This is a genomic window from Halorubrum sp. BV1, from assembly GCF_000746205.1.
Classification (GTDB): domain Archaea; phylum Halobacteriota; class Halobacteria; order Halobacteriales; family Haloferacaceae; genus Halorubrum.
Map to the genome: position 1 here is coordinate 184,080 of NZ_JQKV01000001.1, position 24,742 is coordinate 208,821.

The window sequence follows — 24,742 nt, forward strand, 5'->3', positions numbered from 1 at the left end:
CTCGTCAGAAGAACAGCCACAACACGAGCGCCACGTAGAGGATGAACAGCGCGATTATCGTCAGCCGAATGAGGATGTTGACGCTGAACACCAGTCCGTTGTAGTCGGTCTTGAGAAGCTTGAGCGGGCGAGTCCGCTGGCTGGCGAGCCCGACCGTCGCGGGAGCCACGTCCGCGGTCGCGCGCTCGATCGCTCCTTCAAGCGCCTCGACGTCCGACCGGGTCATGTTCGCGAGTTCGTGGATGGAGGCGTGCGTGTCGGTCGAGAAGACGAGCACAGCGTCGAACTCCGCCTCGTACTCGGCCGCCAACGCCCGCACGTCCGGGGTGATCCCGTTGGTGTCTATCCCCATGAGCAGGACCGACTCGCCGTCGACGCGCTCGACTATCGCCACCACGTCTTGGGCCGACCGGACGACCTCGAAGCCGGCGGCGTACTTGTGGACTGGCTCTTCGGAGAGCCGGGAGCGGAAGTCGTCGAAGTGCGTCTTCAGGCGGTCGGCCTCCGCGGATCCGTACAACACCTCCTTTTCGGGGCCGTCTTGGAGGTCGTGTTTGTGCAGGTCTACGAGGAGCACCTCCTCGGTGTCGACGTCCCGCATGAAGACGCCGGTGTCGTAGTCGTCTATCCCCTCACCGTGGAGGTATATCACCTGTTTGTCACCGATGCGGCGACCGTGGAACTCGATCTCGCCGTAGTCCTCGTGGACGAGCCGAGACGCCCGCGCGACGCCCGTCGGCTCGCGGACGGCGTCTAAGATCTTCGCCGCGTCCTCCGGGTTCGAGAGGTCCTCTTTGTGCGTACACGGGACGTGCACGAAGAAGCCGCTCTCGTCGTCCTCGTTCAGCGCGTCGATCACATTACTGCTGAGCTGGCCGCCTCCGAAGCCGCCGAGCGGCCCCGGATGCACCCACGGCGCGACCAGCCTGAGTCGGTCGCCGTTATCGATGACGAGCGTCTCGACGTCGGGCCGGGCCTCGACGCCGAGATCGAGCGAGGAACGGTCGTTCCGTAAGATTCCGGAGGTGAGTTCGAACGCCGACACGTCGGTGTTGCTCCGGATCAGGTAGTCGACGACGAGCAGCACGAACACTAAGAAGACCGCCGCGATGAGTAGCGACGCGAACGCGAATACGTGTCGGTACGTCGAAAAACCGAGGTCTCCGCCCCCACCGATCGCGTAGAAGGCGGCAATGAGTGCGGCGGGCTCGGCGAGCGAGACGAGGAGGATCCGCTTGTAGCGGTCGATGCCCGTCGAGATCACGAGCACCAAGATGTTGAGCAGGTACAGCGTGATGAAACACAGCCAGATGATACTCCACGCGTTCCCGATGTCGTTCGCCCCGGAGAGCACCAAGGCATAGACGAACATGACGAACTGGCTCGTGAGCGCCAGAAAATAGCTCCACGTCCGCGGGTACTGCGATAACACCCGGGGGAACAGCTCGGCGGCGAACGCGAACGGAAGCAAAAACAGCAGGACTGCGACCGGAAGCACGCCGGCGGGCGCGGGATCGAGCGGAGTGAACGCCGAGACGGCGGCGAAGGCGATCGCGCCGTACACGAGGCTGAGTCCCGCGAGCGCCGGGATCTGCACCGACAGGGAGGGGACGCTGAACACCAACCGCTGGAAGATGTCGACGTTGTCTGCGCCCATCTACGTCACCCCGTAGATCGCTTCGAGATCGTCTATCGTCCGCTCGATGGAGAACCGCTCGACGGCGTCGCGCGTCGGACGGTCGCGGTCGAGACAGTCGTCCACCGCTCGCTCCATGTCGTCGAGGTCGCCGTGGGCGAACCGCGCGCCGTTGTCGCGGCCGATCGTCTCGTCGAACGGCGACACGTCCGCGGCCGCGACCGGGGTGCCGCAGGCGTTGGCTTCGAGCGTCGAGAGACCGAGCGTGTCGCAGGTCGAAGCCGTGACGAAGACATCGAGTGCGGCGTAAAACGCCGGGAGATCCTCTCGCGGCAGAAAATCTCGGACCCGCACGTTCTGCGGGGCCGCGCGTTCGAGCGACTCCCGGACCGGCCCCTCTCCGACGAGTTCAAATCGGAGGTCGGACCGCCGCTCCGCGAGGCGGAGGATCTCGTCGACGTGTTTCTTTCGCGTGAGCCGACCGCTGTAGCCGACCACGGGGTCGTCGGACTCGAACAGCGGATCGGTCGGGCGGAACGTGTCCATCTCGATGCCCACCGGGAGCTTCCGGGGGGTCACGTCGCGGCGTATCCGGTCGGTGGAGGCGGTCACGCAGTCGAACGACCGGAGTAGTCGGTTCTCGTATGCGACGTACAGCCGCCCGGCGGCGTGCGCGAGCCGCTCCGATCTGAGCCCTTGGACGAAGTAGTCCTCGACCGGGGTGTGGTGCGTGTAGACCGACTTCACGCCGCGTCGCTTGGCGTACCAGGCCCCCATCAGTCCCGTCGCCGCGGGGCCGTGGCAGTGGACCACGTCGAAGTCGGGCAGCGTGGAGAGTCGCCGGTAGGTCGGCACACGATACTGCTCGTAAAACGGGTTCGGCAGCGAGTGGACGGGGAACTCCTGATCATCGGGCTCGTGGCTGCTCTCGGGATAGACGACGGACACCTCGTGTCCGCGGTCCCGGAGCCGATCGCGCCACGCGCTGATCGTGTAGGTGACGCCGTCGATGCCGGGGAAGTAGCTGTCGGTGAAGAATCCGATATTCATGCGAAGATCCGTCTGCGAACGTCGGTCCGCTGGAGGTGTCTCTCGGCGGCCGCCGAGGCGGCCACACGCACCGCTCGGCGGAGAGCGCTACCGCTCCGCGGCGGAACGGATCGGAACCGGGGCGGGATGGCGGGGCGTGTGTCGGAAGGCACGGCTTCTCGATGGGCGCTTCCCCTCCGATCCGCATCAAGATTTTCATTCAGAGACGACGTGCCCAAGGTCGATGTGTCGTCCGGTAACGTACTGCGTTCGGCTCCCGCGGTGCCCCATCCTTATCACTCGTCGCGCGAATTCCGACGCATGATCACGACCGACCGGATGGCGGCAGTCGACGCCAACGCGGCCGCACTCGGCGTCCCCCGGAAGCAACTCATGGAGTCGTCGGGAAACGCGGTCGCGCGAGAGGTGCGAGCCGTCGCAGACCCCGGCGCAACCGTCGTGCTGTGCTGCGGACGCGGCAACAACGGCGGCGACGCGTTCGTCGCCGCGCGGTTCCTCTCGGCGTACGACGTCACGGTCGCCCTGCTCGGTCGGCCGGAGTCGATCCGGACCGACATCGCCCGGGAGAACTGGGCGGCGCTCGCCGAGTGCGAGATCCCGGCCGAGACGGTGACCGACTCGACCGACCTCGCGCTCGGCGACCCCGACGTGGTCGTCGACGCGATGCTCGGATCGGGGGTGACGGGAGCGCTCCGCGAACCGGAGCGAAGCGCGGCGCGCTCGATCAACGCGAGCGACGCGACCGTCGTCGCCGTCGACGTCCCGTCCGGCATCGACGCCGACACGGGTGACCCGACCGGCGCGGCCGACACGGGCGATCCGGCCGGGACCGGCGCTGGCGGCCCGACCGAGGCCGACGACGCCGTCGCGGTCGAGGCCGACCGCGTCGTCACCTTCCACGACAGAAAGCCCGGACTCGACGCGGTCGACGCCGCGGTGACCGTCGCGGACATCGGGATACCCGCGGCCGCGGAGCGGTTCACCGGCCCCGGCGACCTGTTCGGGATCGGCCGCGATCCGGCCTCACACAAGGGCGACAACGGCGAGGTGCTCGTCGTCGGCGGCGGTCCGTACACCGGCGCGCCGTCGCTCACCGCTCGGGCGGCGCTCCGAGCCGGTGCCGACCTCGTCCGCGTCGCCTGTCCCGAGACCGTCGCGCGCGAGATACAGGGGTTCTCGGCCGACCTGATCGTTCGCGACCTGCCGGGCGACCGGATCGGGCCGAACCACCTCGACCGCGTTCGAGATATGGCCGCCGAAAACGACGTCGTCGTGCTCGGCCCGGGCCTGGGGGACGGCGACGGAACCGCCGACTTTGTCCGCGGGTTCCTCGACGAGTACGACGGCCGGGCGGTCGTCGACGCCGACGCGCTCCGCGTGGTCCCGGAGGTCGACACGGACGCCGACCTGATCTGTACGCCCCATCAGGGCGAGTTGGTCGGAATGGGCGGCGAGACCGCCGACGACCCCGACGAACGGGGCGACCTCGCGCGGTCGTTCGCGACCGAGATCGGTCACACGTTGCTCGTGAAGGGCGCGTACGACGTGATAACCGACGGCGACGACGTGCGACTGAACCGGACCGGCAACCCCGGGATGACCGTCGGCGGGACCGGCGACGTGCTCGCCGGGGCGGTGGGCGCGCTCGCCGCGCAGACCGACGCGTTCGATGCGGCGGCCGCCGGGGCGTACGTCACCGGGACCGCCGGCGACCTCGTCGCCGACGAGGTCGGATACGGGCTCGTGGCGACGGACTTACTCGACCGGCTCCCCGAGGCGATGCGTGATGCCTGAAGACACCGAGGCACCCGGCGAGGAAACGGGCGAGGGGACACCGGCCGCCGCCGAGCTGACGCACACGACCGACTCCGGCGAGGTCCGGATGGTCGACGTGGGCGCGAAGCCGGACACGAGCCGGCGAGCAGTCGCACGCGGCGAGATACGGCTGACGCCCTCGACCGTCGCGGCCGTCAAGGCTGACGAGGTCGGAAAAGGCGACGTGTTAGCGACCGCCCGAATCGGCGCGGTGCAGGCGGTCAAACACACATGGGAGACGATCCCGATGTGTCACCAGATCCCGATCACGAACGTCGACACCGACTTCGCCGTCGGCGACGACCGGATCGAGTTGACCGTCGCCGTCGAGACGACGGGGAAGACGGGCTGCGAGATGGAGGCGTTAGAGGGAGTCACGACCGGACTCAACGTCGTCTGGGACATGGTGAAGGCGGCGGAGAAAGACGCCGACGGCCAGTACCCCGACACCCGTATCTCGGGCGTAGAAGTGCTCGACAAAGCGAAGCGGCGGCTCGACGAGTGAGCCGAACGCGGTCGAGTGCAGGAGGCGAGCCGGGTATCGGAGACGCCGGAGACGCCGCGGAGGCCGGAAATGTCGGACGGCAGATCGACGGAAACGTTCAATTCGGCGGCCGACCAACGCCGCGGTATGGGCATGCCTCCCGACCACACTGACGTTCGCGGCTCCGCGTCGCGCGCCACGGGAACCGAGGTGACGGCCGCCCCTCCCTGAGGTCGTCGGCGTGGACATCAGCGGTCGTCACGAGGAGGGCGGCGAGTACCTGATGGTGGCGGCCGCGGTCCACGCGCGGATCGATTCGGCTCGGATCCGCTCCGTCGAAGGGATGGGATTCGCGGCCGCCCGGGAGGGACCGACGCTCGAGGCGACGGTCGCGCTCACGGCCGAGGCCGTCGGCGACCTGCCGGAACCGCCGGACGGACCCGTGGTCGCGGAGGGCGGCGAGTTCTACGAGGAGCCAGCCGAACGGATCGGCCTGAGCTTTCGACCCGAGTTTAAATACGTCGAGAGCATAGGCGAACGCGAAACCGTGCAGGCAGCACACCACGCCGCGTACGCCGCTCGCGACCTCCTGTTATGACAGGGAGAGCCGAGGGGAACGCCGGGGGAGAACGCGTCGAGGGGGATAACGCCACGAACGAGCGCCGCGCGGTCGTCGCGAAGCGCGTCGACGCCGGCGACGCCGACCTGACGGAGATCAGCCAGCTCGCCGCCGCGGCCGGCTACGAGGTCGTCGACGAGCTGTCACAGACCCGCACTGAGGACGCCGCCTTCATGTTCGGCGAGGGGAAGGTCGCGGAGCTGCGCGACCGGGTTCTCCGTACCGACGCCGACGCGGTCATACTCGACAACGACGTGGGTCCGTACCAGACGTTCAACATCGGCGGGGAGCTTCCGGAGGGCGTCGAGGTGATAGATCGGTTCACCCTCATCCTCGAGATCTTCGGCCAGCGCGCCAACACGCGGAAGGCCCAGCTACAGGTCGAACTCGCGCAGTTGCGGTACGAGCTGCCGCGCGCGGAGGCGAAAGCGAGCCTCGCGAAACGCGACGAGCGGCCGGGGTTCATGGGGCTCGGCGAGTACGACGAGAGCGTCGAACGCGATATCAAACGCCAGATATCGGAGATCCGCGACGAGTTAGACTCCATCGCGGAAAAAGAGCAGGCGCGCCGCGAGCAGCGACGCGACTCCGGGTTCGATCTGGTCGCGCTCGCCGGCTACACCAACGCCGGCAAGTCCACGCTGATGCGGCGGCTCGCGGCCGAGATCGACGTGGACGAGAACGCTGACCGCCACCCCGACCTCGACACGACGGCGGAGTCACAGGACATGCTCTTCACTACGCTCGGCACCACGACGCGCCGCGCCGAGATGGAGAAGCGTGACGTCCTCCTCACCGACACGGTGGGGTTTATCGCCGATCTCCCGCACTGGCTCGTCGAGTCGTTCGAGTCGACCCTCGACTCCGTGTACCGCGCAGACCTCGTCCTCTTGGTCGTGGATGCCAGCGAGTCCGTGGAGGCGATGCGCGAGAAGCTCGTCACCAGCCACGACACGCTGTACGAGCGCAACGAGGCGCCGATCGTCACCGTGTTCAACAAGGTCGACCGGCTCGCGCCCGGCGAGTTGGCGGACAAGCGGGCCGCGCTCTCCGGCGTGGCACCGGATCCGGTCGCCGTCTCGGCGAAGACGGGAGCCGGCGTCGCGGAGCTGCGCGACCGCGTCGAAGCGGAGCTCCCGGAGTGGGAACGCGAACGGCTCGTCCTCCCCGTCTCGGACGACGCGATGAGCCTCGTCTCGTGGATCCACGACCACGGTCACGTCGAAGACGAGACGTACGCCAGCGATCAGGTCACGGTGGACTTCGAAGCGAAACCGTCGATCGTGGCGCGAGCGCGGTCGAAGGCCGCCGGGCTCGCCTCGGCCGAATCGGCGTGACCGCGTCGGAGCCGAAGGAACCGCGAGAGGGGTCCGACCGCGTTCGATCGATCCGGGGTTCGGACAAAGTATACATGGCTCCGATTGCGAATAAATACCATGGATGACGCCGGAGTGGACGGCCGGCGCTCAATCGGGAACGACAGCGCGGTCGTGAACGGCGGCGACGCGATCGATCCGCCGGAGTCGTTCCGCGATGGGGCGGTCGCGAGCAACGCCGAGGTGTACGAGTCGTTCGAGCGGGAGGGTCCCGAGGCGTGGCGCAGGGCGGCCGACCTGCTCGACTGGGAGCGACCGTACGAGACCGTCCTCGACGATGACGACCCGCCCTTTTACGAGTGGTTCCCGGAGGGACGGCTCAACGCCGCGGCGAACTGCGTCGATCGTCACCTCGACGGTCGGCGGAACCAGCTCGCGATCCGGTGGTTCGGCAAGCGCGGCGAGCGTCGGTCGTATACCTATCTCGATTTACATCGGGAGGTGAACGCGCTCGCGGCCGGGCTCCGCGACCTCGGCGTCGGCGAGGACGACGTGGTGACGCTGTACCTCCCTATGGTTCCGGAGCTACCGATCGCGATGCTCGCGTGTGCCCGCATCGGCGCGCCGCACAACGTCGTCTTCGCGGGGCTCTCGGCGGAGGCGTTGGCGACGCGGATCGACGCCGCAGACTCGGAGTACCTGATCACCTGCGACGGCTACTATCGCCGCGAGGACGCGTTCAACCAGAAGTCGAAGGCCGACAACGCCCGACTCCGGATCGACGGAGACCTGCGGGAGGCGGTCGTCGTCGACCGTCTCGGCGACGCCCTCGACGTGTCGCTCGGCGACGACGAACACGCCTACGAGAGCCTCGTCGACGCGCACGACGGCGAGACGGTAGAGCCCGTCGCCCGCGACGCGACGGACCTCCTGTTCGTGATGTACACGTCAGGGACGACCGGCCGACCGAAGGGTGTCGAGCACGCCACGGGCGGGTACCTCTCGCAGGTCGCGTGGACCACGCGCAACGTCCTTGACGTCCGCCCGGACGACACCTACTGGTGTGCCGCGGATATCGGCTGGATCACGGGCCACTCGTACGGCGTGTACGGACCGCTCGCGCTCGGAACGACGACGGTGCTCTACGAGGGGTCGCCCGACTACCCCGACCGCGACCGCGTCTGGGACCTGATCGAGCGCAACGCGGTGAGCGTCTTCTACACCTCGCCGACCGCGATCCGGTCGTTCATGAAATGGGGATCGGAGTACCCGGACGCTCACGACCTCTCGTCGATCCGCCTTCTCGGGACCGTCGGCGAGTCGATCACGCCGAAGGCGTGGCGGTGGTACCGCGAACACGTCGGCGGCGGCGACGTCCCCGTCGTCGACACGTGGTGGCAGACCGAGACGGGGGCGATCGCGCTCGCGACGCTCCCCGGTATCTCACCGATGAAGCCCGGGACGGTGGGACCGCCGCTCCCCGGGATCGACGCGCGCGTAGTCGACGAGGACGGCGAGCCGGTCGAGCCCGGCGAGCCCGGATACCTCACGATCGCCGCGCCGTGGCCCGGCATGCTGCGCGGGCTCCGTGAGGGCGACGAGCGCTACCGCCGCGAGTACTGGTTGGAGGGCGAGGACGGCTGGCGGTACCGAACCGGCGACGGCGCGACCGTCGACGAGGACGGGTACATCACGATCCTCGGCCGCGTCGACGACGTGATCAACGTCCGCGCACACCGGTTCAACACCGCCGAACTGGAGTCGGCCATCGTGGAGACGGACGGCGTGACGGAGGCGGCGGTGGTCGGCGACAACGACGGTCAGATCGTGGCGTACGTCACAACCCAAAGCGGGGTCGACACCGACGACCCGCTCCGCGAGGCGATAGGCGAGCGGCTCGCCCGGTCCGTCGGCGACGTCGCCCGCCCGGACCGGACCGTCTTCACGCCGGAGCTGCCGAAGACTCGCTCCGGAAAGATCATGCGCCGGCTGCTGGAAGACATCGCCCGCGGCGAGGAGTTCGGCGACGTCAGCGCGCTTCGAAACCCCGAGGTCGTCGGCGAGATCGAGTCGACCGTTCGCGAGGAGTGACCCCGACGTCGGACGCGTCCAACGACCGCCGCGATCCGGTCCGCGTGGCACCGTCATCGATAGCCGCTGGCGATTTAGTTTCGCATTACATATCGCTCGCGAAACGCTTCGTCGCAGACGCCGCCGAAACGGCACCATATTGCCGATCTCGCGTGGACATGACGGGAACAGCAGCGGCGACTCACCTCGATACGGGCCAGCGTGGCGACGTGCCGACCGATCGTTTTATTTCGTCTTGGCAGTAGAATCCGAAACATATGCCCGACGCGCTCGACACGGAGGCGTACGACGCGCTCGTGACCGCCGCGGAGACGTACCGCGCGGCGCTGACGGTTCGGCTCGCCGGCGAGGCCGGACTCCGAGCCGACGAGATCGGACGCGTCACACCCGGTCACCTCCGTGAGGTGGGCGTCGCGTCCGGACACGTCCTGCTCGCCGTCCCGTCCACAGACGAGACCGCGGAGCCGGAAACGGCGGACGAGTTCCCGAATTACGGGAGTCCGATCGACCGCGAGACCGTGGTTCCGGCGTCGCTCGCGGCCGAAATCCGGCGATACGCAGACAGCGAGACGATCGGCGAGACCGACCCGTTCGTGAGCGTGTCTGCGCGGCGAATCCAGATGATCGTGCGCGAGACGGCGACACGCGCGGCCGAGCAGACCGACGGAGCCGTCAACCCGGACGTGACCGTGAACGACCTCAGACACACCTTCGCGCGTCGCCTCCTCGCCGATCGCGACGTCGACCCGCACGCCGTTCGCGACGCCGGGGGCTGGGAGACGACCGCGCCCCTCGATCCGTACCTCGACCGCCTCGACGGGCGAGCGCTCGCCGAGGCCGTCGCTTACCCATCGTCCGGCCCAGACGACTCCACCGCCTCGAACGACGCGGGCGAGACGTCGGATCCGGACCGGGCTGCACCGGCCGGACTCGGCGGGTTCGAGGCGATCGCGACCGGAGACGACGACGGCGACGTCCGTCCGATCTCCGCGGTGCCACAGCGGCTCGCGGCGGACGACCGGTGGGCCGAGGCGTGGGTGGTCCGCGAGCCCACGGACGGCGGTCGCGTCGACGTCGCGGGTACTGCGGGCGTCGAACCGGACGCGCTCCACGGCCGCGAACTTGCCGACGGGGGGCCGTGGCAGGACGCGCTGAGAGGCACTGCGGCGACCACAGACGGTCATCCGACGACTGCGGGGCGGCCCGCGGTGGCGGTCCCGATCAGCTACGAGAACGTGACGCACGGCTCGCTGTGTGTGGTCGCCGCCGACGGTCGGCCGGTCGACGCGGCCGAGCGTCGAACGATCGAGGTGCTCGGACGGTCGCTGGGGTGGGCCGTGACGGCGAGACGCTGGCGGAAGCTACTCCACTCGGACGCGGTGACCGAGGTGGAGTTCCAGACGACCGACGACGCCGCGTTCCTCGCGCGGGCGAGCGCGGCTCTCGACTGTCAGATCGACCTCTCCTCGACGGTCACCGTCTCCGACGACACGTCCCGGTTGTATCTGTCGGTGACCGGTGCCAGACCGCAGGGGATCGCGGACGTCGTCGACGGGCTTCCCGGTGTCTCCGACCTCCGTCTGATCGAGACCGACGAGGAGGGCTGTTCGGTGTCGGTCCAAGTGACGGAGGGGTCGGCCGTCCAGACGCTCACCGACTACGGGGCCACGGTCCGGGACGCGACGGCCGCGGACGGCCGGGTGCGCGTCATCGCCGATCTGCCCGAAGGGACGGATGTGCGTCCGGTCGCAGACGGGTTTCGCCGCGCGTTCGACGAGGCGCGACTCGCGAGCAAGGAGTCGGTCGCACGGTCCCCTCGGACCGAATCGTCGCTCCGAGAGGGGGTCAAAGACCGGTTCACAGACCGGCAGTGGACCGCGCTCTCGGCCGCGTACCACGGCGGGTACTTCGACTGGCCGCGAGGGAGCACCGCCGAGGAGGTCGCCGACGCGATGGACGTCTCGTCCCCGACGTTTCACAACCACCTCCGGAAGGCCCAGCGCGCGCTCTTGGACGGACTCTTCGAGGACGAGCGCCGACTGCGCCGCTCGTGACTCGTGCGGGGGCGGTGGGTCCCGCGGGGAGTATCACGATTTTTCGTATTTAGCGTGAGCGTTTATATGGTGAGATCGGTTGGGTAAGACCGTACCATGACAGAGGGTGACGGTCAACTGGAAGCGAGGTTGGCAGAGCAGGCGGTGTTTGAGCCGTCGGAGTCGTTCGTCGAACAGGCGAACGTCTCCGATCCCGAGATCTACGACGAGTTCGAGGAGAACTGGCCGGAGTGCTGGGAGACGGCGGCCGACCTTCTCGACTGGGAAACCGGGTACGACCAGGTGCTCGACGATAGTAACCCGCCCTTCTACGAGTGGTTCACGGGCGGTGAACTGAACGCGTCGGCGAATTGTCTCGACCGGCACCTCGACGAGCGGGGCGACGAGGCCGCGATCGAGTGGGTCGGCGAGCCCGTCGACGAGGACGATCGCACGTACACGTACGAAGAACTCCACCGCGAGGTAAACGAGTTCGCGGCCGCGCTCCGCGAACAGGGCGTAGAAGAGGACGACGTGGTGACGATGTACATGCCGATGATCCCCGAGCTGCCGATCGCGATGCTGGCGTGCGCTCGGATCGGTGCGCCACACAGCGTCGTCTTCGCCGGGTTCTCGGCCGACGCGCTCGCGACGCGGATGAACTCCGCGGACTCCGAGTACCTCGTCACCTGCGACGGCTACTACCGACGCGGCGACCCCCTCGATCACCTCGCGAAGGCCAACGAGGGGCTCGAAGACGTGGAGCACGACACCACGACGGTCGTCGTCGACCGGCTCGGTCCGAACGGCGACGACTTCGGCCACGAACTCGGCGACGACCAGATCGACTACGACGACCTCGTCGCGGCCCACGAGGGCGCGGAGGTCGAGCCGGTCACCCGCGACGCGGAGGACATGCTGTTCCTCATGTACACGTCGGGGACCACGGGCAAGCCGAAGGGCGTGAAACACACCACCGGCGGGTATCTGTCATGGGTTTCCTGGACGTCTCAGGCCGTCCTCGACATCAAGCCGGAAGACACGTACTTCTGTTCGGCCGACATCGGCTGGATCACGGGCCATTCGTACATCGTCTACGGACCGCTGGCACTGGGGACGACGACGATGATGTACGAGGGGACGCCGGACCACCCGGAGCGCGACCGGCTCTGGGAGATAGTGGAGGATCACGACGCGACCCAGCTGTACACCGCGCCGACCGCTATCCGCGCGTTCATGAAGTGGGGCGAGGAGTACCCCGACCGTCACGACCTATCCAGCCTGCGGCTGCTCGGGACCGTCGGCGAGCCGATCAACCCGCGCGCCTGGAAGTGGTACTACAAGCATATCGGCGACGAAGAGTGCCCCGTCGTCGACACATGGTGGCAGACCGAGACGGGCGGGATGATGGTAACGACGCTCCCGGGCGTCAAAGACATGAAGCCGGGAGCGGCCGGACCGCCGCTGCCGGGACTCGACGTCCAGATACTCGACACGCTCGGCGACAAAGTGGAACCCGGCAAGGCCGGGTACCTCACGGTACAAAAGCCGTGGCCGGGGATGCTCCGGACGCTGTACAAAAACGACGAGCGGTACATCGAGGAGTATTGGGCAGAGTACTCCGACACGGACAGCGACGACCCCGACGACTGGGTGTACTTCCCCGAAGACGGGGCCAAGATCGACGATGACGGCTACATCACCGTGCTCGGTCGGGTCGACGACGTGCTCAACGTCTCCGGTCACCGGCTCGGCACGATGGAGATCGAATCCGCAATCGTCGGCGTCGAGGGCGTCGCCGAGGCGGCCGTCGTCGGCGGGGACCACGACATCAAAGGCGAGGCCGTCTACGCGTACGTGACGACGGAAGACGGCTACGAGGGCAACGACGAGCTTCGCGAGGCGATCGTCGCCGCCGTCGAGGACGCCATCGGGCCGATCGCTCGCCCCGAACAGGTCGTGTTCACGCCCGACCTGCCGAAGACGCGCTCCGGGAAGATCATGCGCCGTCTGCTGGAGAATATCGCCGACGGCAAGGAGTTGGGTAACACCAGCACGCTCCGGAATCCCGAGATCGTCGAAGAGATCCAGCAGAAGGCGAGCGAGTAGCGACCGCGGCACCGTTTTCCAACTCCAAATCAAACCGACACGACCGCACCGCACGCAAATCATCACGAAAAACGAACATAGATCGACCACGGCACACCATACCACGACACATGACAGATAATAGCTCACACGAGACGGACGACGCGGTCACCAGTGGGGGACGCGTAGCAGACGACGCGGCCACCGACGGGGGGCGCGTATCAGACAACGCGGCCACCGACGGGGGAGTCGCCACTGGTGCGGCACAACAACACAATCAGACGGACTATCTCAGCGCGGAGGTGAACCTGCTGAACCCGAGTACGGCGTACATGCGCGAACATCTCCGGATCGTCTGGACCGGGTTCATCATCTGGGCGGTCATCGTCTTCGGACCGGTGACGGCAACCTACCTCGCGCCCGGCACGATGACGTCGTCGATGCCGGTCATCGGCTTCCCGCTCCACTACTTCCTCATTGCCATCGGCGCGCCGGGCGGTGCGCTGATTCTGTCGGCATGGTACGCGAAGCGGCGCGACGAACTCGACGACAAGTACGGGATCGAACACGAGGTCTCGGGTGATGGCGCATGACTGCGCTCGCCTCGACGCTCCTTCAGAGCAGTCTCCTCCCGGAGGGGCTCGACATCTCGTTCAAGACGCTTCCCGCGGTGCTGGTCGTCGGGATGCTCCTCATCTTCCTCGCCATCGGATTCGTCTTCCGCGTGGCCGACACTGAGGACATGTGGGTCGCCGGTCGTTCCATCGGCAACCTCGAGAACGGGATGGCGATCGGCGCGAACTGGATGTCTGCGGCGTCGTACCTCGGAATGGCGGCGCTCATCGCGACTGCAGGCATCTACGGGCTCGCGTTCGTCGTCGGCTGGACGACGGGATACTTCATCCTGCTCATCTTCCTCGCCGCGCAGCTGCGCCGGTTCGGGAAGTACACCGCACCCGACTTCGTCGGCGACCGATTTAATTCCGACACCGCCCGCGCGATCGGCGCGGTCACGACGTTCCTCATCGGGTTCGTCTACGCCATCGGACAGGCCCGCGGGATGGCGCTCGTCGGCCTGTACATCTTCGGCGACCTCGGCTTCCTCGGACTGAGCGGCTACCAAGCGATGGTCATCATCATGATGACGATCACCGTTGGGTACCTGACGCTGTCCGGCATGCTGGGCGCGACGAAGAACATGGCCGTCCAGTACGTCATCCTCATCGTGGCGTTCGTCGCCGGGCTGTACGCGGTCGGACTCGCGAACGGCTACTCGACGGTGCTCCCGCAGATCGAGTACGGGATGCTCATCAGTTCGCTCAGTTCCGAGTTCTCGGAGCCGTTCGTGAACGCCAGCTACTACCTGTGGATCGCGACGGCGTTCTCGCTCATCGTGGGAACCTGTGGACTCCCGCACGTGCTGGTGCGCTTCTACACCGTGGAAAACGAGCGGACCGCCCGCTGGTCGACCGTGTGGGGTCTCGGATTCATCTGTATCCTCTACTTCAGCGCGCCGGCGTTCGCGGCGTTCGGGACCGACCTGTACGCGCAGAACATCGGTGCTGTGTACGGTGACCCCGGTATGACGTCTTCCGCAGCCGACGTGATCGTCGTGCTGGCCGCGCAGCTCTCGAACCTGCCACAGTGGTTCGTCGGGCTGGTCGCGGCAGGCGGTATCGCCGCGGCGATCGCGACGACGGCCGGACTGTTCATCGCCGGTTCCTCGGCGATCTCACACGACATCTACACCACGATCATCAACCCCGACGCGACCCAGCGCCAGCAGGTGCTCGTCGGCCGACTCAGCATCGTCGCGCTCGGCGTCATCACGACGCTGGCCGCGCTCGATCCCGCGGCACCCATCGCCGCGCTCGTCTCGTACGCGTTCTCGCTCGCGGGAGCCGTGCTGTTCCCGATGTTCTTCCTCGGCATGTGGTGGGAGAACACGAACCGCGAAGGTGCGCTCGCCGGCATGACCACGGGGCTGACGATCTGGTTTATTCCGATGATCAACGAGGTCGTCCCGACGTACATCGGCGGCCTCGAAGCGCCGCTCAACGCGACGCTCGCGACGTGGATGCCGGCGATCGGCTCCGCGCTCATCGCGGTACCGATCGTCTTCGCCGTTACCATCGTCGTCTCGATGGTGACCGACGAGCCACCGATAGAGACGAAACGGATCGTCCGACAGTGTCACAGTCCGGAGCCAATGAGCCAGCAGCAGACCGCAGAGGACGTCGTCGCTGCCGACGGCGGCGAGGATGTCGCCACTGACGGCGGCGAAGAGTTGGCGACCGACGGCGGCCGCGCCGCGGACGGTGCAGACACAGACGGCGACGGTGCCGGAAATGACGCGGTCACGGAGGAGTAATCCATGTACGAACGCATTCTGATCCCGACGGACGGAAGCGACGTCGCCGAAGCTGCGGTCGACCACGCGCTCGACCTCGCCGAGAAGTACGACGCCGAGGTTCACGCGCTGTACGTGGTCGACATCGACTCGGTCCACCTCAGCCTCGGCACCGAACAGGTCGACCGGCTGCGGCAGGGTCGGTTCGGCGAGATGGAGGAGCTGAAAGAGCAGGCCGACGAGGCCACCGGCTCCGTCGCCGATCGTGGTGAGGAGCGCGGCATCGAGGTGGTCGAACACATCTCGGGTGGCCGCCCGCACAAGCTGATCGGCGAGTACGCCGAGGACCACGGCATGGACCTCATCGTAATGGGGAGCCACGGCCGTGCGGGCGTCCGACGCGCGCTTCTCGGGAGCGTCACCGAGCGCACGCTGCGCTCGACTCACGTCCCCATCCTCGTCGTCGACTACCTCGACGAGGACTGAACCGCCACGCACGGACCGGAACCCGCAACTCGTTTCGCTCCCGGCATCGTTCGTTCTCGATTCGGTTCCACAACACCGACGTACCTCTATCCCCACCAATACGCATGACCGACACGAACTCGCCTGACGACGGACAGACGGACCAGAGCGTCGCCGACCGCCTGAAATCGCAGGTCCGCGAGAACCGGACCGGGATGGTCGGCGATCTGGTGTTCGCCGTCGTGTGGGTGACGTTCGCGTCGCTTCTGTACGACTTCGTGTTCCCGACGGCACCGCGGTGGGTCCTGTACATGTTCATGCTCGCGGGGATCCCGGCGTACTTCGGCTTCTTCATCTCGGTCGAGATGGCGAAACAGAGTCAGTGAGGCCGGCAGGGCGCGCCGCCGCCGTCATTCTGTGGGTACACAACACTTATCATGCAGTCGGGTGTCTCTCGACGTGCGATGGCGACAGGTAAGGTCGACTTCTTCAACGACACCGGCGGCTACGGATTCATCGAGACTGACGACGCTGACGAGGACGTGTTCTTCCATATGGAAGACGTCGGCGGCCCGGACCTCGAGGAGGGACAGGAAGTAGAATTCGATATAGAGGAGGCCGATAAGGGGCCGAGAGCGACGAACCTCACTCGGCTGTAGCTCGTCTCGTCCGGTCGCGGCGGGTCGGATATCTCACCGACTGCGACACCGGAGACCGTCACGCACAGTACGCAAACCGCGTCCCGCGTATATCACCGCCGCGAGCGACGGCCACGCGGTCGCGGCGGCGGCCGGCGGCACTCACCTCTCACCTCTCGGTTCTCACCCCTCACCTCTCGGTTCACAACTCTGAGCACTCAGCTCACAACCCTGGGCACTCAACTCACAACTCTGGGCACTCAGCTCAAAGTGACAGGTCCACGCCGGTCGCCTCCGCGGAATACTCCCAGAGGCGTCGGGCGTCGTCGAGGTCGTAGGACGCGTCGTTCGAGCGGCCGACGGTCGGCGATCCGCGCATGTTCAGCACGCCGCCGGGCTCGACGTACGCGCCGCCGTCGACGTCGGCGGTCGCGGCGTACAACAACGGGAGCGCGCCGGTCGCGGCGTCCTGACCGAACGCGGCGTTCGCGAGGCGCATCACGGCGGTCGCGAGTGGCGTCCCGCTCTCTTTTGCGGTCCGTAGCTGGAGGTTCGTGGCGGCGTATCCGGGGTGGCAGGCGACGCTGCGGACGCCGACGTCGTCGGCGGCCGCGTCGATCCGTCGCTGCAGTTCGTAGGCAAAAAGCAGGTTCGCGAGCTTGCTCCGGCCGTACGCGCCCCACTTCTCGTACGACTCCTCCCAGTTGAGGTCTGTGAAATCCATCTCGCCGCGCTCGTGTGCGCCCGACGACTGGGTGACGACGCGGGCGTCGCCGGATCCCGAGAGATCGGCAGCCGGGCTTCCCGACTCCTCCGCGCCGCGTCCGACGCCGTTGCCGGCCGCGAGCAGCGGGAACAGCCGACAGGTGAGCGCGAAGTGGCCGAGGTGGTTGACGCCGAGTTGGGTCTCGAAGCCGTCGTCGGTCTCGCACCGCGGGATCGCCATCACGCCCGCGTTGTTACACAGCACGTCGACGGCGTCGTAGTCGTCGGCGACGCCCTCGGCGAACGTCGCCACCGACTCCAGCGAGGCGAGGTCGCACTCGCGCACCTCCAGCGTACCGTCCGCGTCGCCGCGGGTGTCCGCGCGGATCTCGACGGCGGCGTCCGTCCCGCGCTCGACGCTGCGACACGCCATCACGACCGTTGCACCCTTCGCGGCGAACGCCCGCGTCGCCTCGAATCCAAGCCCGCTGTTCGCACCGGTGACGACGACCGTCTTCCCGTCCAACCGCGGCATCTCGTCGGCCGTCCATCCTGTCATACGCCGAAAGAGGCGCGTCATCACAAGAAACCTGTCGGCCGCGGCGTCACGCGAGTGCGCCCGGTGGACGACCGGTCGGGGAGTCCGTTCGGCTCCTCAGGGGATCCGCACGTCGTGTTCGAGGACGCCGACGCCCTCGACGTCGACCTCGACCGTGTCGCCGTCGGAGAGCGGACCGACGCCCTCGGGCGTACCGGTCGCGATCACGTCGCCGGCTTCGAGCGTCATGTACGTCGTGATCTCCTCGATCAGCGTCGGCACGTCGAATATCTGGTGGGCACGGTCGCTCGACTGCTTCGTCTCGCCGTTCACGCGCAGTTCGACGCTCGCGTCGTCCGGCACCTCGTCCGGGGTTGCGAGGACCGGACCGAGCGGCGCGGCGTTGTCGAACGCCTTCCCCCGGACCCAGTTCTGCTCTCTGTTCTGGTCATCGCGGTTCGAGATGTCGTCCATGCAGGTGAACCCCGCCACCACGTCCATCGCGTTCTCGGCGTCGACGTCCTTGCACTGCTCGCCGATCACGACCGCGATCTCGGCCTCCCAGTCGATCCGATCTTTTCCCGCCGGGACGGTGACGGTGTCGCCGTGGCTCGCGAGCGCGTTCGGGGGCTTCAAAAACAGCAGCGGCCGGTCGGGCACGTCGTTGCCCAGTTCCGCGGCGTGCTCGGCGTAGTTGCGGCCGATACACACGATCTTCGAGGGGTCGGTCGGCGGGAGCACGTCGATCGCGGGCGAGTCGAGCGCGTACTCCTCGCCCGCGAACGCGACGGTGTCGCTCGCGGGGTCGTACGTACCTTCGCGGATCGATCCGGCCGGGTCGCGGAACCGTACGCGGTGCATGGTCGGCGTGTGCGAGGCCGCGGCACAAAGCGTTCCCGGTTCGGCCGGCGTGCGACCGCCTCAGTGCCGCCGGAGGCGGATCGAGACGTCGTTGCCGCCCATGTCGCTTCTGCCGAACGCGAGGTCTCCACCGAACGTCTCGACGGTGAGTTCCGTCAGCCAGAGCCCGAGTCCGCTGCCGTGGTGCGTCGGCGTGATCTCAGCGCTGTCGAGGATCACCTCTCGCTCGTCGGGCGGTATTCGCGGGCCGTCGTCTTCGACGCGGAGGACGACCCACTCGTCGTCTGTGCCGCTCGTCGCGGTCGCATCCTCGACGCTGACGCGGACTCGCGGCGTCGGGCTCGGGTTGTGCTCTATCGCGTTGTCCACGAGGCTGTCGACGGCGTACCGCAGGCGACTGTCCCCGAGTACGGACGCCGACTCCGGAACCGAGAGGGAGATGTCGGCGGCCGGCGACCGCTCGCGGTGGTCCTCGACCACCGACCGGACGAGCGGGACCGGATCGATCTCGTTGCCCTCCTCGGTCGGTCGACGGAGCACGCGACGGATGTTCCCCGCCTCGTCAGCGAGCCGCTCCAGTTCGTGGGCCGCCCGCTCGATCGTCGCCGCCACGTCGACCGCCTCGGCGTCTCGTGGGTCCATCTCGGCGAGTAGGCGCGTCGTGTGGCCCGCGACGACGTTCGCGTTGTTGCGGATGTTGTGCCGCAGGATGCGGTTCAACACTTTCAGTCGGCGTTCGTTCCGAGAGATCTCCGTGAGGTCGGTGTACACGGCGAACCCGCCGTCTCTCGCTGCCTCGTCAGCTTCCGCGTACGGCACGCCTCGGTACAGGAACTCTCGGAGTCCGGTCGCCGTCTCGCGTTTGACCTGTTGATAGTTGATCTCGCCGGCGGCGGAGCGCTCGTCGAGCCGGCGCGCCTCCTCGCGTTTCCACTCGGGGACGATCCAGCCGTTGAGCGATTCGCCGCATATCTCGTCGGCGTCGTAGCCGAAGACGTCGACGAACGCCCGGTTCACCGACCGAACGATCGGTTCTCCGTCCACGAAGTCGAACTCGACGACCGCGTCTTGGACGTGTTCGATGAGATGCCGGTAGCGACCCGAGTCGCCCCCGCGGCCGTCACCGGTCACGTGGTCGGCGGCGGCGACGTGCGTCTTCTCATCGCCGCGGTCGCCCCCGGCGTGCCCGGCCTTCGCGTCATCGCTCGCATCGCTCTTTCGACCCGATCGGTCATGCACCATGCTGTGGCTCCGAAGTCATTCGGTTCCGATACGATAATGAAACTGTTAAGCGTGTATTCGAGGGTCGATATTGCGATGAAGGTGTGGAAAAGTGATCGTATGCCATCCGCTATCGGATCTCGGGGGTGGAACGAATGTTACCCGTCACGAGTCTCCGGCCGGACCCTCCGCGGTGTCGGATTTTATTAGCGTTCGCCGAGATGGTTTGAGCGGACTATGGAACTCACTTGGCACGGCCACTCGACGTGGCACGTCGTGGTCGATGACACCGAACTGCTCATCGACCCGCACTTCGACAACCCGAAGACCGACGTCGATCCGGAGGAACTCGACCCCGACTATCTCCTCTTGACGCACGGACACACCGACCACATCTCTGACGCGGACCAGTACGAGGACGCGACGGTCGTCGCCACCCCAGAGCTGACGGGGTACGTACAGGACACCTTCGGCCACGAGAACGCCGTCGGCGGGATGGGGATGAACATCGGCGGCACCGTCGAGTGCGGCGACGCGTGGGTGACGATGGTACGTGCCGACCACTCGAACGGGATCGACACCGGCTACGGCACCTCCGCGGGGATGCCCGCCGGCTTCGTCGTCGGCGACAAGAAGCCGACACAGGAGTCCGACCCCGACTGCACGACGTTCTACCACGCCGGCGACACGGGCCTGATGTCGGAGATGGTCGACGTGATCGCACCGTACCTCGAACCCGACGCCGCCGCGCTCCCGGTCGGCGACCACTTCACGATGGGACCGGCCGGCGCGGGGATCGCCGCCGACTGGGTGGGGGCCGACGTCGTCTTCCCGATGCACTACGACACGTTCCCGCCGATCGAGATCGACACGCGCGAGTTCGAAAGCGAGGTGAAGGCCGCGGGAGCCGCCGCGGAGCCGGTTATCCTCGACGGCGACGAGACCTACGTCCTGGAGTGACGGTGCGGTGGGCCGGGGTGCCGGAGAGCCGGATCACAGCCGCCGGAACGACCGGTTCGCGAGCGTGACCGCACCGACCGCGATAGCAAGGGTCGCGCCCGCGAGCCCCGCCCCGGGCTCGTACAGAAGCGGCGGGTGGTAGCCGAACCCGTAGTCGACGACGGCGTTGATACCGACGAGCGCGAGCGCCGTCGCGAGCGCGCCGCGCGTCGTCCGCCCGAATGCCGGAAACAGCAGCGCGAGACCGACGAAACAGAGGTGCGTCCCGATAACGCCCCAGTAGTAGATCAGCGCGTCGGGCGCGGCGAGGTACGCGCCGACCGCGAGGTTCAGCGAGACGAGCGGCCAGAGTCCGAACTGGACGAGCCAGACGAACGCGACGGTGTGGAGGTACGCCAGCGGGCGCGACGTCGGCGCGTCGACGACGCGCTCGCCTCTTCGAATCGTCGGGACGACGCTCGCGAGGACGACACCGCCGAGGGCGACGGCGACGGCCGAGTCCGCGTATAGCGGCCACAGCCAGACGGGAACGTCGCCGGCCGTCGGCGCGTAGTACCCGACGCCCACGGCGAACATGAACGCGGTGAAGCCGAGGATGACCGCGAGGCTCCGCGGCGTCCCGAGAAGCTCCGCCGCGAGTGCCGCACGGACGCGGCCGCGGACCGCCGGGTCGCGGAGCCGCCCCAGCAGCGTTCGGGCCGTCGTCAGTCGGTCGGCGAGTGGCACACCGAGCGATCGGTGCCCCCGACCTAAAACCGCTCCTCTCGAACGAGACCGAGAGCGCGACGTCCCCACCGCCCCGCGACCGCGGACCGGACCGAGCGTACCGTTCATGTGTTTGTCGGCTGACGCGTGGTGATTATCACTTACGGAGTTTTGCGAGACACCTTTTTTAGTGCTCGTGAACAGTTCGAAGTTATGACCACAGGGGACGCCGAGCGCTCGCCTCCGTCACAGGACGGCACGGCGGAGCCGCCGGCATTCGAGCCGGACGCCGTTCCCGATCGGTTGGCCGCGGGTGCGACCGCCGCCCGCCGCCTCAGCGACCGCGTCGATATGGGCGAGGAACCCGGAGACTCGACGGCGGTGAAGGGGGAGTACACGTGGGACGACTACACGGAGGAGTTCTTTCTCGACGCGGACGGAACTCCCCCGGTCGACGAGGAGGGAGAGCCCCGCGAGTTCACGCGCGCCGACAAAACCGAGGCGCTCGGGTTCGACCCCGACCGGACCGAACCCCTCCTCGGAGCCGGCGAGCGCGCGGCCGCCGACCTCGCGGAGCTGGTCGACGAACGCACGGTGAACGTGAACCCCGACGTCGACGAGGACGCGTTCTTTTCGACTGACGACGGACACGCGACCCTCGCGAACCGCTACGACTTGGAGAAAGCGGTTCCGATCCCGAAGAAGACGCACTTCCGCGAGATAGAGCGGTACTGGGTGAACAAGCCGTACGCGTTCGTGATGATCTTCCGGTCTACGAAGGAAAACGAGGTGAAGTACTACGCGGTACAGCCGTACCGGACCGAGATCGAGACCGACCTCGTCGAGTTCCTCACCGGGAAGCTCCGCACGTCGATCAAGTACGCGGACGAGGCGATCGCCGGCGGCGACGAGACGTTCCGCGAGGGCGTCATCGTCGACGAGACGCTGACGCTTCTCGATCGATACGGCCTCTACGACCGCGCCGACGGCGGGCGGGGAGCCGTCGACGACCTGATCGACGGCCTCTCCGATCGCTTCGGCCTCGACGTCACGGCCGGTATCGCCGGGCGGATCACGGAGTCGCTCGGCTACGAGCCCCCGATGGAGGGCAGCGACGCCGCGACCGCGGTGCGCGCGCGGCCCGAGCCCGCGGTGCTCGCCGAGGACCCGGAGACGCTCACCGACCACCAGGTCGAGAAACTGCTCTACTACCTCAAGCGCGATTTTATCGGCTACGAGCGCATCGATCCGATAAAATACGACATCAACGTCGAGGACATCTCCTGTGACGGCTACGACTCGCCCGTCTTCGTCTACCACTCCGACTACGAGCAGATCATCACCAACGTCTACCACGGCACCGACGAGCTGGACGACTTCGTCGTGAAGCTCGCCCAGCGCTCCGGCAAGGGGATCTCGAAGCGCCGCCCGCAGGTCGACGCCACGCTCCCCGACGGCTCCCGCGCGCAGCTCACGCTCGGTCGGGAGGTCTCGGACCACGGCACGAACTACACGATCCGGCAGTTCAACGACGTGCCCTTCACCCCGATCGACCTGATCAACTGGAAGACGTTCTCGCTCGACGAGATGGCCTTCCTGTGGCTCGCAATCGAGAACCACAAGAGCCTGATCTTCGCGGGCGGCACCGCCTCCGGGAAGACGACGAGCCTGAACGCGGTCTCGCTTTTCATCCCCTCGAACGCGAAGATCGTTTCGATCGAGGACACCCGCGAGGTCGAGCTTCCACAGCGCAACTGGATCGCCTCCGTCACCCGCCCCTCCTTCTCGGACGACGACAAAGGCGATATCGACGAGTTCGACTTACTGGAGGCCGCGCTCCGCCAGCGCCCGGACTACATCGTGATGGGCGAGATCCGCGGTGAGGAGGGTCGGACCGCCTTCCAGGTCATGTCGACCGGCCACACCACCTACACCACCTTCCACGCCGACACTGTCGGCGAAGTGCTCAAGCGGTTCACCACCGACCCGATCAACGTCTCGAAGACGATGTTCACCGCCCTCGATCTGGTCTCCGTGCAGACGTCGACGCGGGTGCAGGGTCGGAAGGTGCGGCGCAACAAGTCGCTCACCGAGATCAACCACTACGACGCCGAAAACGACGAAATCAACGTCCAAGACGTGTTCCAGTGGCAGGCGGAAACCGACGAGTTCCTCCAGATGGGCGACTCGAACACGCTCGACGACATCATGTTCGATCGCGGGTGGAGTCGCGAGACGCTCGACGAGGAACTCCGGAAGCGGCGGATCGTGTTGGCGTACCTCATTGACCGTGGACTCAACAGCTACGCACAGGTGGCGGCGACGTTCCAGGCGTTCATCAACGACCCGGAGACGGTGCTCGCGCTGATGGCCAACGAGGAGCTGGAGCGCTCGCTCGAAGACCTCCGCGAGATGGAATCCGTCCTCATCAATGTCGACCGCGACAAAGAGGAGATGGTCCCGCGGCCGGAGCCCGACGAGGCGGGCCGCGAGGAGGTCGAAGCCATCCTCGCGGAGGCCGAGGACCTGTTCGCGGAGTACCGCGGTCGGCTGCCAGACTCCGTCGCGGACGCGCTGCTCGACGTCGCGCCCGCTCGCGACGTGGAGGCCGATCCGGACGCGGACCACGAGACGCTCGCGTCGACCGCGCGGGAGGCGGCGACGCTCGACGCCGAGGCGGTCGCGGCGGTCGGCGTCGAGTCCGACGCGCTTGACGCCGACCGCGTCGCCGGCGCAGATTCCGCCGGCGCAGATTCCGCTGGAGTCGACCCCACGGCCGAGGCGAGTCCCGGATCGCCCCCGGCGTCCGACGTCGACGGGTCCTCGACGACGTCGGCGAGAGCACCGACCGCGCCGGACCACGATGCGTTCGAGGGGGTGGCCGACGCGACGCCCCCGTCGGAGAACGGACGCGACGACGAGGCCGTTGACGGGATCGACTTCGACGAACCCTTCGAGGAGGGAATCGACGTGTTGGGCCAGTCGCCGGGGGGCGGGACCGAGGCGCAGGGTGACGAACCGGACGGGGACGAAGCCCACGATCAGAGTGTCGACTCGGACGCGGGCGGCGATGGGGAGGCCGAAAGCGACGACGAGCCGGACCGCGACTGGGGGTTCGGCACCGTCGATCCCCCGGAGGAGGACTGATCCGATGCACGCTGGGGGGC

20 protein-coding genes are annotated in these 24,742 nt (G+C 67.4%); 14 read left to right on the forward strand and 6 right to left on the reverse strand.

The window, feature by feature from the left end; translation table 11 throughout:
- Positions 1 to 4: 4 nt before the first annotated feature.
- Both EP28_RS00955 and EP28_RS00960 read right to left on the reverse strand, forming a co-directional pair.
- Positions 5 to 1,657: a DUF2070 family protein gene (locus EP28_RS00955; RefSeq protein ID WP_049982149.1), complete on the reverse strand. Its 1,653-nt coding sequence runs from the start codon at positions 1,655 to 1,657 to the stop codon at positions 5 to 7.
- Positions 1,658 to 2,686 carry a glycosyltransferase gene (locus tag EP28_RS00960; RefSeq protein ID WP_049982150.1) on the reverse strand — a complete coding sequence of 343 codons (1,029 nt, stop codon included), beginning with the start codon at positions 2,684 to 2,686 and terminating at the stop codon, positions 1,658 to 1,660.
- Positions 2,687 to 2,986: 300 nt separating this feature from the next.
- Here EP28_RS00960 and EP28_RS00965 point away from each other — a divergent pair, with 300 nt between their 5' ends.
- The 12 genes from EP28_RS00965 (at position 2,987) to EP28_RS01020 (ending at position 16,606) form a co-directional block, all read left to right on the forward strand.
- On the forward strand, positions 2,987 to 4,480 hold the full coding sequence (locus EP28_RS00965) for a bifunctional ADP-dependent NAD(P)H-hydrate dehydratase/NAD(P)H-hydrate epimerase (protein ID WP_049982151.1): 1,494 nt from the start codon (positions 2,987 to 2,989) through the stop codon (positions 4,478 to 4,480).
- Complete coding sequence (gene moaC / locus EP28_RS00970; protein ID WP_049982152.1) at positions 4,473 to 5,006, forward strand: cyclic pyranopterin monophosphate synthase MoaC; 534 nt, start codon at positions 4,473 to 4,475, stop codon at positions 5,004 to 5,006. The genes EP28_RS00965 and moaC overlap by 8 nt, the downstream gene beginning before the upstream one ends.
- Positions 5,007 to 5,226: 220 nt before the next feature.
- Entirely contained in the window at positions 5,227 to 5,583 is a 357-nt protein-coding gene (locus EP28_RS00975; protein ID WP_080506015.1) for a DUF2209 family protein, read from the forward strand.
- Positions 5,580 to 6,941, forward strand: coding sequence for a GTPase HflX (gene hflX, locus EP28_RS00980; RefSeq protein ID WP_049982153.1), 1,362 nt, complete (start codon positions 5,580 to 5,582; stop codon positions 6,939 to 6,941). The genes EP28_RS00975 and hflX overlap by 4 nt, the downstream gene beginning before the upstream one ends.
- Before the next feature lie 99 nt (positions 6,942 to 7,040).
- Positions 7,041 to 9,011: an acetate--CoA ligase gene (gene acs, locus EP28_RS00985; RefSeq protein WP_049982154.1), complete on the forward strand. Its 1,971-nt coding sequence runs from the start codon at positions 7,041 to 7,043 to the stop codon at positions 9,009 to 9,011.
- Between the two features lie 257 nt (positions 9,012 to 9,268).
- On the forward strand, positions 9,269 to 11,065 hold the full coding sequence (locus EP28_RS00990; RefSeq protein ID WP_049982155.1) for a bacterio-opsin activator domain-containing protein: 1,797 nt from the start codon (positions 9,269 to 9,271) through the stop codon (positions 11,063 to 11,065).
- A 96-nt stretch (positions 11,066 to 11,161) separates the two neighbouring features.
- Positions 11,162 to 13,153 (forward strand): acetate--CoA ligase, encoded by a 1,992-nt coding sequence (gene acs, locus EP28_RS00995; RefSeq protein WP_049982156.1) that lies wholly within the window; start codon positions 11,162 to 11,164, stop codon positions 13,151 to 13,153.
- A gap of 110 nt (positions 13,154 to 13,263) precedes the next feature.
- Positions 13,264 to 13,725, forward strand: a complete 462-nt coding sequence (locus EP28_RS01000) for a DUF4212 domain-containing protein (RefSeq protein WP_049982157.1) — start codon at positions 13,264 to 13,266, stop codon at positions 13,723 to 13,725.
- Positions 13,722 to 15,503 carry a sodium:solute symporter family transporter gene (locus EP28_RS01005; protein ID WP_049982158.1) on the forward strand — a complete coding sequence of 594 codons (1,782 nt, stop codon included), beginning with the start codon at positions 13,722 to 13,724 and terminating at the stop codon, positions 15,501 to 15,503. The genes EP28_RS01000 and EP28_RS01005 overlap by 4 nt, the downstream gene beginning before the upstream one ends.
- Positions 15,504 to 15,506: 3 nt before the next feature.
- Complete coding sequence (locus EP28_RS01010; protein ID WP_049982159.1) at positions 15,507 to 15,968, forward strand: universal stress protein; 462 nt, start codon at positions 15,507 to 15,509, stop codon at positions 15,966 to 15,968.
- A gap of 104 nt (positions 15,969 to 16,072) precedes the next feature.
- Positions 16,073 to 16,333: a DUF8119 family protein gene (locus EP28_RS01015; protein ID WP_049982160.1), complete on the forward strand. Its 261-nt coding sequence runs from the start codon at positions 16,073 to 16,075 to the stop codon at positions 16,331 to 16,333.
- 78 nt (positions 16,334 to 16,411) lie between these two features.
- Positions 16,412 to 16,606: a cold-shock protein gene (locus EP28_RS01020; RefSeq protein WP_049982161.1), complete on the forward strand. Its 195-nt coding sequence runs from the start codon at positions 16,412 to 16,414 to the stop codon at positions 16,604 to 16,606.
- A 244-nt stretch (positions 16,607 to 16,850) separates the two neighbouring features.
- On the opposite strand, the gene EP28_RS01025 is transcribed toward EP28_RS01020, so the two are convergent.
- From EP28_RS01025 to EP28_RS01035, 3 genes are all read right to left on the reverse strand, one after another.
- On the reverse strand, positions 16,851 to 17,849 hold the full coding sequence (locus EP28_RS01025; RefSeq protein WP_049982162.1) for an SDR family NAD(P)-dependent oxidoreductase: 999 nt from the start codon (positions 17,847 to 17,849) through the stop codon (positions 16,851 to 16,853).
- A 96-nt stretch (positions 17,850 to 17,945) separates the two neighbouring features.
- Positions 17,946 to 18,689 carry a fumarylacetoacetate hydrolase family protein gene (locus EP28_RS01030; RefSeq protein WP_049982163.1) on the reverse strand — a complete coding sequence of 248 codons (744 nt, stop codon included), beginning with the start codon at positions 18,687 to 18,689 and terminating at the stop codon, positions 17,946 to 17,948.
- A gap of 60 nt (positions 18,690 to 18,749) precedes the next feature.
- Positions 18,750 to 19,931 (reverse strand): sensor histidine kinase, encoded by a 1,182-nt coding sequence (locus EP28_RS01035; protein ID WP_080506016.1) that lies wholly within the window; start codon positions 19,929 to 19,931, stop codon positions 18,750 to 18,752.
- A gap of 216 nt (positions 19,932 to 20,147) precedes the next feature.
- On the opposite strand from EP28_RS01035, the gene EP28_RS01040 reads away from it, so the two are divergent.
- Entirely contained in the window at positions 20,148 to 20,870 is a 723-nt protein-coding gene (locus tag EP28_RS01040) for a metal-dependent hydrolase (protein ID WP_049982164.1), read from the forward strand.
- Positions 20,871 to 20,903: 33 nt separating this feature from the next.
- Here the strand turns inward: EP28_RS01040 and EP28_RS01045 are convergent, their stop codons facing one another.
- Positions 20,904 to 21,560, reverse strand: a complete 657-nt coding sequence (locus EP28_RS01045) for a DUF1405 domain-containing protein (protein ID WP_230455256.1) — start codon at positions 21,558 to 21,560, stop codon at positions 20,904 to 20,906.
- A gap of 228 nt (positions 21,561 to 21,788) precedes the next feature.
- Here EP28_RS01045 and EP28_RS01050 point away from each other — a divergent pair, with 228 nt between their 5' ends.
- Complete coding sequence (locus EP28_RS01050; protein WP_230455240.1) at positions 21,789 to 24,722, forward strand: ATPase, T2SS/T4P/T4SS family; 2,934 nt, start codon at positions 21,789 to 21,791, stop codon at positions 24,720 to 24,722.
- The last annotated feature ends 20 nt before the right edge of the window (positions 24,723 to 24,742 follow it).

What these genes read in the sequence shown, in the direction of transcription:
- EP28_RS00960 (WP_049982150.1), bottom strand. Translation starts at nt 2,686, where the DNA reads ATGAATATCGGATTCTTCACCGACAGCTACTTCCCCGGCATCGACGGC.
- EP28_RS01035 (WP_080506016.1), bottom strand. Translation starts at nt 19,931, where the DNA reads ATGGTGCATGACCGATCGGGTCGAAAGAGCGATGCGAGCGATGACGCG.
- moaC (WP_049982152.1), top strand. Translation starts at nt 4,473, where the DNA reads ATGCCTGAAGACACCGAGGCACCCGGCGAGGAAACGGGCGAGGGGACA.
- acs (WP_049982156.1), top strand. Translation starts at nt 11,162, where the DNA reads ATGACAGAGGGTGACGGTCAACTGGAAGCGAGGTTGGCAGAGCAGGCG.
- EP28_RS01025 (WP_049982162.1), bottom strand. Translation starts at nt 17,849, where the DNA reads ATGACAGGATGGACGGCCGACGAGATGCCGCGGTTGGACGGGAAGACG.
- acs (WP_049982154.1), top strand. Translation starts at nt 7,041, where the DNA reads ATGGATGACGCCGGAGTGGACGGCCGGCGCTCAATCGGGAACGACAGC.
- EP28_RS00955 (WP_049982149.1), bottom strand. Translation starts at nt 1,657, where the DNA reads ATGGGCGCAGACAACGTCGACATCTTCCAGCGGTTGGTGTTCAGCGTC.
- EP28_RS01040 (WP_049982164.1), top strand. Translation starts at nt 20,148, where the DNA reads ATGGAACTCACTTGGCACGGCCACTCGACGTGGCACGTCGTGGTCGAT.
- EP28_RS01030 (WP_049982163.1), bottom strand. Translation starts at nt 18,689, where the DNA reads ATGCACCGCGTACGGTTCCGCGACCCGGCCGGATCGATCCGCGAAGGT.
- EP28_RS00965 (WP_049982151.1), top strand. Translation starts at nt 2,987, where the DNA reads ATGATCACGACCGACCGGATGGCGGCAGTCGACGCCAACGCGGCCGCA.
- EP28_RS01005 (WP_049982158.1), top strand. Translation starts at nt 13,722, where the DNA reads ATGACTGCGCTCGCCTCGACGCTCCTTCAGAGCAGTCTCCTCCCGGAG.
- hflX (WP_049982153.1), top strand. Translation starts at nt 5,580, where the DNA reads ATGACAGGGAGAGCCGAGGGGAACGCCGGGGGAGAACGCGTCGAGGGG.
- EP28_RS01000 (WP_049982157.1), top strand. Translation starts at nt 13,264, where the DNA reads ATGACAGATAATAGCTCACACGAGACGGACGACGCGGTCACCAGTGGG.
- EP28_RS01010 (WP_049982159.1), top strand. Translation starts at nt 15,507, where the DNA reads ATGTACGAACGCATTCTGATCCCGACGGACGGAAGCGACGTCGCCGAA.
- EP28_RS01050 (WP_230455240.1), top strand. Translation starts at nt 21,789, where the DNA reads ATGACCACAGGGGACGCCGAGCGCTCGCCTCCGTCACAGGACGGCACG.
- EP28_RS01020 (WP_049982161.1), top strand. Translation starts at nt 16,412, where the DNA reads ATGGCGACAGGTAAGGTCGACTTCTTCAACGACACCGGCGGCTACGGA.
- EP28_RS01015 (WP_049982160.1), top strand. Translation starts at nt 16,073, where the DNA reads ATGACCGACACGAACTCGCCTGACGACGGACAGACGGACCAGAGCGTC.
- EP28_RS00990 (WP_049982155.1), top strand. Translation starts at nt 9,269, where the DNA reads ATGCCCGACGCGCTCGACACGGAGGCGTACGACGCGCTCGTGACCGCC.